General features: G+C 72.7%; 4 protein-coding genes and 1 pseudogene. 2 read left to right on the forward strand and 3 right to left on the reverse strand.

The window, feature by feature from the left end; genetic code table 11:
- Both ACLU3S_RS34405 and ACLU3S_RS34410 read left to right on the forward strand, forming a co-directional pair.
- Positions 1-404, forward strand: a pseudogene (locus tag ACLU3S_RS34405) (hypothetical protein); the annotation flags it as partial.
- 76 nt (positions 405-480) lie between these two features.
- Complete coding sequence (locus ACLU3S_RS34410; protein WP_413955901.1) at positions 481-1605, forward strand: hypothetical protein; 1125 nt, start codon at positions 481-483, stop codon at positions 1603-1605.
- 185 nt (positions 1606-1790) lie between these two features.
- On the opposite strand, the gene ACLU3S_RS34415 is transcribed toward ACLU3S_RS34410, so the two are convergent.
- From ACLU3S_RS34415 to mfd, 3 genes are all read right to left on the reverse strand, one after another.
- On the reverse strand, positions 1791-2522 hold the full coding sequence (locus ACLU3S_RS34415) for an HNH endonuclease family protein (protein WP_413955902.1): 732 nt from the start codon (positions 2520-2522) through the stop codon (positions 1791-1793).
- Between the two features lie 370 nt (positions 2523-2892).
- On the reverse strand, positions 2893-3864 hold the full coding sequence (locus tag ACLU3S_RS34420; RefSeq protein WP_413955903.1) for a MerR family DNA-binding transcriptional regulator: 972 nt from the start codon (positions 3862-3864) through the stop codon (positions 2893-2895).
- A gap of 293 nt (positions 3865-4157) precedes the next feature.
- Positions 4158-7691 (reverse strand): transcription-repair coupling factor, encoded by a 3534-nt coding sequence (gene mfd / locus ACLU3S_RS34425; protein ID WP_413955904.1) that lies wholly within the window; start codon positions 7689-7691, stop codon positions 4158-4160.
- Positions 7692-7818: the final 127 nt, after the last annotated feature.

The raw sequence follows: 7818 nt of genomic DNA on the forward strand, positions 1-7818 counted from the left end.
CCACCCACCTCGGCCGTCTGCTGGACCTGCTCGACCACGGCCTGCTGTACGAGATCGCGGACCGGCTGCCGAAGTCGGAGCAGGCGAGCCGGAGCAGCGGCCGCGCGGCGCGCGAGTTCGCCAGGACGGCCTTCCGCTCGGCCCTGCGCCACCTGGCGCTGCTCACCGCGCTGGACGCCGGGCTGTGCCGGTGGGAGCTGTGCTGGGCGGGGCCCCCGGTACGGCAGGTCGCGCCCGAGGGGTTCGCCGCGTCGCTGGAGGAGGCCCTGGACCACGCGGTCGCCGGGCCGCCCCGCACGGCACCCCTGCGCGCGCTGCTGTCCGGCGGCGCCCGCCTCCCGGCCGCCGGCACGGCACCCCTGTCCCCCGGTCTGCCCTGGCCGCCGCCCCGGACCCCGGCGTGACGGCCTCTCGTTCCCCCGCCCCGCACAGCCTCCTCGGTCACCTCCTGCAGGCGGCCCCGACCCGGAAAGACCCGGTATGAACGTCCTGATCGACATAGCCGGTGCCGGCGCCCTCGTCTACGCCGCCGTCACCATCCCCCGCAACGCCCGCAAGGCGCGCGCCGCCCGGGCCGAGGCGAAGGCCAAGGCGCCGGTGAACATCGATCCCGCCACGTACGGGCTGGTGCCCGCCGCGCAGCTCGACGCCGCGCACGCGGGCCCCGATCCGGAGGCCGACGCGGTCGCACAGGCCGCGCTCGCCGGTGACTGGCGGCGGGCCGCCGCCTACCTGGCTGGGGCGGGCCGCGACTGGGACCTGCGGTGGTACCGGCTCGGCATCCTCGTGCACGCCGCCGCGGAGGACGACACCTGGCTGAAGGCGTGGCGGACCGAGTACCCCGGTGACCCGTCCGCGGCGCTCGTGCACGCCGACGCGCTCGTCGTGCTCGCGGGCAAGGTCCGCGGCGCGAAGTCGGCGAAGAACACCACGGCCGAGCAGTTCGAGGGCTTCCACCGGCTGCTGGCCGAGGCCCTGATCGCCTGCCGGGAGGCCGCGCGGATGGCGCCCGAGGACCCCTGCCCGTGGATCGCGCAGATCACCATCGCCTACGGACTCGGCTGGCCGCACGAGGACTTCCGGGCGCTGTGGGCCGAGATCACCGCACGCGACCCGCACCACTTCGGCGCCCATGTCAGCGCCCTGCAGTACTGGTGCGCCAAGTGGCGCGGTTCGCACGAGCTGATGTACGCGTTCGCCGAGCAGGCGGCGGCCGCGGCCCCGCAGGGCAGCCTGCTGTCCGTGCTGCGCCTGTACGCGCTGATGGAGCACTCGTTCCGGGATCCCAAGGCGCCCGTGTACGACCAGCCGTTCGTGCGTTCGGCCCTGGACGCCACCCTGGACGCCGTGGACCGGACGCCCGCCGGGCACCACCGGCTGCCGCTGGTCCGGCACCTGCTGGCGGACACCCTGTTCCAGACGAAGCGGTACGCCGACGCCGTCGAGCAGTTCCGGGCGGTGGGCGGTCACATCGGCAGCGTGCCGTGGACGTACTCCGGCAACCCGGTCAAGGCCTTCGTCTTCGCCCGCACCAACACCTTCGTCGAGTGGGAGAAGGCGGGCCGGCCCGCCCCCGCGCCGCGCGGCCGGGCCTTCGGCGGCTGACCGGGCGGGCGGCTACAGCCGGTGCCGCAGCCGCACGTCGGGCTCGACGTGGACGGCCTACCCACGCTCCGGTTCGCAGCGCACCGGGTCCAGCGCGCCGGGCACCTCGACCTCGCGTGCGGTTCGCGGTGCCCGGCGCTCGGCCGGGCCGGGGCGACGACCTCGCAAAAGCCGCGGTGTCTCCCTCAGCCGCCGCACTGCGTCAGCATCGTCCGTTTGTCCGCAGCCGTCACCGGAAGGCCGTACTTCAGCGACACCTGGGCGAAGCGCACCGCGTAGGAGCAGCGGATCCGCTTGTTCGGGGGCAGCCACGTCGCGGGCCCGGAGTCGCTCTTGGCGCCGTTGGTGGGGCCGTCCACGGGGATCAGGTTGAGCGGGTCGTTGGCGATGTCCTCGCGCTTGCCCTTGGTCCAGTGCGACGCGCCCATCTGCCAGTCGTACGACAGCGGCATGACGTGGTCGATCTGCACCGCCGTGGCATGGGACTTCATCCACGCGATGGTCTTTCCGGTGTACGGATCGTGCAACGTCATGGAGGTGACGACGCAGTCCGATCCGGCCCGGAAGCGGAGCCTCTCGCCGTCGCGTTTCAACAGATCGTTGCGCGAGTCACAGCCGTTGTGGGCAAAGGGGATGCCGCCGGGAGCCGAGTCCATCCAGGCGTAGCCGAACTCGTCCCTCTCGTACCCCGTCTTCGGTCCGCGCCCCTTCGTCGCCACTCTTCCGATCAACGACCGCGCCTTCGCCATGTCCGCGCTGGAGGTGATCGCCGCCAGCCCCGGCTTCGTTCCGTCCGGATTGTCCAGCGGGCTCACGGCACGGGAGTCGCCGGCGGTCGAGACGGCGGAACCGGAGGGTCCGCCGTCCGCGGGCGAAGCAACGCCCTTGCAGCCGGAGACCAGAACCGCCGTGGCCACCACCGCGGATGCCAGAACGGCACGCCGGCTCCCCGCACTGTGCCTCGTGTGCCTCTCAGTACGCACAGCGCACCGCCCCTCCGAACGAGCCGAAAAAAGTGCTATTACCCGCGCAGCATAGAGACAACGGGCGGGCTCGCAGGAGGTGGAGTCGGTGCGTGCGACAGCGCTCGCGGATGCGTCCGGAGGCGGTCCGTGTAGCTCGGGGATGTCCGTCGCACCGTCAGGCGCCCTTCTCCCGCGTGGAGTTGACGGTCCCGTCGGCGAGCCGGCGGGCGGCGTGGTCCGACAGGGGCGAGGCAGCGCGAGCGCGACGTGCCGGGCGCCGGCTGCGGCGAGTGCGGCGCAGACCCCCGGTCACGAGGGGACGTCACACGGCGGAGGCAGGCCGGCGGGCGTTGCCGGCGAGCCAGGCCAGGACCTGGCCGGCGTGCCGGCCCGGGGGGAAGACCGGGTAGAAAACGTGCTCGATCACGTTGTCCGCGATGATCAGCGTGATCCGCTTGTACAGCGTCAGCCCGCCGGCGGTGAAGGTGGGAAGGTCCAGCGCCCGGGCCAGGTCGCGTGCGGGGTCGGACAGCATCTGGAACGGCAGGCGGAGCCGCTCGGTGACCTCGCGTTGGTAGTCGCTGTCCTGGCTGGAGAGGCCGTACACCCGGGCCACGCCGGCCGCGAGCAGGTCCTGGTGGTGGTCGCGGAAGCCGCATGCCTCGGGGGTGCAGCCACGGGCGCCGGGGATGGTGTCCCAGCCCTCGGGCAGATCGGTGCCGGGGCGGCCGGTCAGCGGGTAGATGTAGAGCACTGTGCGACCTGCACCCAGCGCCTCCAGGCCGATCGTGGCGCCGTCGGTGGCGCGGAGGTGCAGTTGCGGCATTCTCGCGCCGCGCAGGTGGGCGGCAGCGCCGTCGTCCTCGGGAACGGGCAGGTCGGCGGGCAGGCTCGTGTAGTCGGTCATCGGTTCCTCTCCTTCGGCCCGTGAGAAGCGGCTGTTGCGGTGCGCGGCCTCGTGCAGGTGTGCCATCAGCACCGCCCGGCGTGCGGTGAGGTCCTCGATCCGCCGCGTGAGCTCGTCGATGGCGTCCCGGTACCCGGCCAGCGCGGCCGGGCAGTCGTCCGCGTGCCGGTGCCCCAGGTCCAGGCATTGCAGGAACGGCCGTGTCGCCTCGACGGGGATGCCGAGGCGGCACAGCGCCCGGATCTCCTGCGTGAGCCGTACGTCGTGCTCGTCGTAGTCCCGGTAGCCGTTGGGCAACCGGACCGGCGCGAGCAGCCCCAGCGATTCGTAGTAGCGCACCGCCTTGGTCGTCACACCCGCCCGCCGGGCCAGCTCACCGATCCGCATGCGTCTCACCTCGAAGAACGCTAAACCTTGCCCTTGAGGGTAAGGTCAAGCGCTCCGCGGGGACGCCGGCGCGGCCCGCAGGCGAACGGAACGAAGCCGCCCACTGGTTCAGGGATTCCCGCTGCGCGCGCCCCGAGGGGAGCACGGCAGGGGCGTGCGGGGACCCCCTCGGGCGGGTTCCCGGCAGGGGCGTGGGCGGTGGCCCTCGCGCCCTGCCGGGCCGGCGACCGGTTCTTCGGTGCGGCGGCTACGACCCCATCGATGCGGCGGTTACGACCCCGTCCGTGCGGCGGTTACGACCCCAGGACCGTGGTGAGGAACTCGCCCACCCATGCCAGCAGTTCGCGGCCGACCAGGGGCTTGCCGCCGACCTTCGCGGTCTTCGGGCGCGGGACCAGCACCTGGTGGACGGCGGGCTTGATGACCGTGCCGGGGTACAGGCGCTTGAGCCGCAGTTCCTGCGACTCGCGCAGGTCCACGGGCGCGAAGCGGATGTTGGTGCCCTGCAGGACGACCTCGCCGACGCCGCACGCGCGGGCGAGCATGCGCAGGCCCGCCACCAGCAGCAGGTTCTCCACCGGCTCCGGCAACTTGCCGTAGCGATCCGTGAGTTCCTCGCGGACGGCCTTGATGTCCTCCTCGGAGTTGGCGGAGGCGATGGCGCGGTAGGCCTGCAGGCGCAGCCGCTCGCCGGGCGCGTAGTCGTGCGGGACGTGCGCGTCGACGGGGAGCTCGATCTTGACCTCGAGCGGCGGCTCCTCCTCGATCGCGCCGGTCTCCAGCTGGCGCCGGTAGTCGGCGACGGCCTCGCCGACCATGCGGACGTACAGGTCGAAGCCGACGCCCGCGATGTGGCCGGACTGCTCGCCGCCCAGGAGGTTGCCCGCGCCGCGGATCTCCAGGTCCTTCATGGCGACGTACATGCCCGCGCCCATCTCGGTGTGCTGGGCGATGGTGGCCAGCCGCTCGTGGGCCGTCTCCGTCAGCGGTTTCTCCGGCGGGTAGAGGAAGTAGGCGTACCCGCGCTCGCGGCCCCGGCCGACGCGCCCGCGCAGCTGGTGCAGCTGGGACAGGCCGAAGGTGTCGCCGCGTTCCACGATGAGGGTGTTGGCGTTGGAGATGTCGATGCCCGACTCGACGATCGTCGTCGAGACGAGCACGTCGAACCTCTTCTCCCAGAAGTCGACGACGACCTGCTCCAGGGCCGCCTCCGACATCTGCCCGTGGGCGGTGGCGATGCGCGCCTCGGGGACGATCTCGCGCAGCCGGGCCGCCGCGCGGTCGATGGACTCCACCCGGTTGTGGATGTAGAAGACCTGGCCCTCGCGCAGCAGTTCGCGGCGGATGGCCGCGCCGATCTGCCTCTCCTCGTACGGCCCGACGAAGGTGAGCACCGGGTGGCGCTCCTCCGGCGGCGTGGTGATCGTCGACATCTCGCGGATGCCGGTCACCGCCATCTCCAGGGTCCGGGGGATCGGGGTGGCCGACATCGTCAGCACGTCGACGTTGGCCCGCAGCTTCTTCAGCTGCTCCTTGTGCTCGACGCCGAAGCGCTGCTCCTCGTCGACGATGACCAGGCCCAGGTCCTTGAACTTCGTCTCGGAGGAGAACAGCCGGTGGGTGCCGATGACGACGTCCACCGAGCCCTCCCGCAGGCCCTCCAGGACGGCCTTGGCCTCGGTGTCGGTCTGGAAGCGCGAGAGCGCCTTCACGCTGACCGGGAACTGCGCGTACCGCTCGGAGAACGTCCCGAAGTGCTGCTGCACCAGCAGCGTCGTCGGCACGAGGACCGCGACCTGCTTGCCGTCCTGTACGGCCTTGAAGGCGGCCCGCACCGCGATCTCGGTCTTGCCGTAGCCGACGTCGCCGCAGATCAGGCGGTCCATGGGGACCGACTTCTCCATGTCCTCCTTGACCTCGGCGATGGTGGTGAGCTGGTCCGGGGTCTCCGCGTAGGGGAAGGCGTCCTCCAGCTCGCGCTGCCAGGGCGTGTCGGAGCCGAAGGAGTGGCCGGGGGCGGCCATGCGCGCGCTGTACAGCTTGATCAGGTCGGCGGCGATCTCCTTGACCGCCTTCTTCGCCCGTGCCTTGGTCTTCGTCCAGTCCGCGCCGCCCAGGCGGTGCAGGGTGGGCGCCTCGCCACCGACGTACTTGGTGATCTGCTCCAGCTGGTCGGTGGGGATGTAGAGGCGGTCGCCGGGCTGGCCGCGCTTGGCCGGGGCGTACTCGACGACCAGGTACTCGCGGGTGGCGCCCTGCACGGTGCGCTGCACCATCTCGATGTAGCGGCCGACGCCGTGCTGTTCGTGGACGATGTAGTCGCCCGGCTCCAGGGTCAGCGGGTCGATGGTCTTGCGGCGGCGGGCCGGCATGCGGGCGCCGTCGCGGCCGACGGCGCGCTGGCCGGACAGGTCGGTCTCGGTGAGCACCGCGAGCTCCAGCGCCGGGGCGACGAAGCCGTACTCGATCGAGCCGCAGGAGACGTGCACGACGGAGGGGCTCAGCTCGCCCAGGTCGGCGTCCATGCGGGCGGCGATGCCCTCGTTGCCGAGCACCTCGACCGTGCGGGCGGCCGGGCCGTGGCCCTCGGTGACGAACACGGTGCGCCAGCCGTCGGCGAGCCAGCCCTTGGTGTCCGCGAGGGCCTTGGCGGTGTCGCCGCGGTAGGTCTCGGGCGCGTGCATGCCGAGCTGGAGAGTGTCGGCGTCGAGGTCGGCGTCGGCGGCGAACGGGGACACCGACCACCACATCATGTCCAGCTCGCGCGCGCGGTCGCGGACGTCGGCGATGGACCACAGGGAGGCCGCGCCGACGTCGATGGGGGCCTCCCCGCCGCCGGCGGTGGCCGCCCAGGAGGCCTGCAGGAACTCCTGGCTGGTCGCGACGAGGTCGGCGGCGCGGGTGCGGACCCGCTCAGGGTCGCAGACGACGGCCATCGCGCCCTTGGGCAGGACGTCGAGGAGCAGTTCCATGTCGTCGACGAGGACGGGGGCGAGGGATTCCATGCCCTCCACGGCGATGCCCTCGGCGATCTTGCCGAGCAGTTCGCCCAGCTCGGGGTGTTCCTCGGCGAGGGCACGCGCGCGTGCGCGCACGTCGTCGGTGAGCAGCAGCTCGCGGCAGGGCGGCGCCCACAGGCCGTGTTCGGCGACCTCGAGGGAGCGCTGGTCGGCGACCTTGAAGTAGCGGATCTCCTCGACGTCGTCGCCCCAGAACTCGATGCGCAGGGGGTGTTCCTCGGTGGGCGGGAACACGTCCAGGATGCCGCCGCGCACGGCGAACTCGCCGCGCTTCTCCACCAGCTCCACGCGCGCGTAGGCGGCGGCCGCGAGGGCTTCGACGACGTCGTCCAGGTCGGCGCTCTGCCCGGTTCTCAGGGACACCGGCTCCAGGTCGCCGAGGCCCTTGACCTGCGGCTGGAGCACGGAGCGCACCGGCGCGACGACGACGGAGACCGGGCCGGTCCCGGGGTCGTCGGGGCTCGGGTGGGCCAGGCGGCGCAGGACGGCGAGGCGGCGGCCGACGGTGTCGCTGCGGGGACTGAGGCGCTCGTGCGGGAGGGTCTCCCAGGAGGGGTACTCGACGACGCCCTCGGGGGGCAGCAGTGAGCGCAGGGCGGCTGCCAGGTCCTCGGCCTCGCGGCCGGTCGCGGTGACCGCCAGCACCGGCCGCCCGGCCTCGCGGGCGAGCCCGGCGACCGCGAAGGGGCGGGCCGCAGGGGGGCCGACGAGGTCGACGTGCATGCGGTTGCCGTCCGCGGCCGCCGTGATCGCTTCCGCGAGGGCGGGGTCCTTGACGACGGCGTCGAGCAGACCGTGCAGGCTCATGGGGGCTTTTTCCGTCCAGGGGGTGGGCAACGCAAGTAGCCCGGCGCGGTGAGCGGCCGGGGGTGTCCAGCCTACGACTCCGCCGGGACTGGCGTCGGAGGCTGTGGACAACTCCGGTTTCCGGTGC

Source organism: Streptomyces sp. AF1A, from assembly GCF_047340315.1.
Classification (GTDB): Bacteria; Actinomycetota; Actinomycetes; order Streptomycetales; family Streptomycetaceae; genus Streptomyces.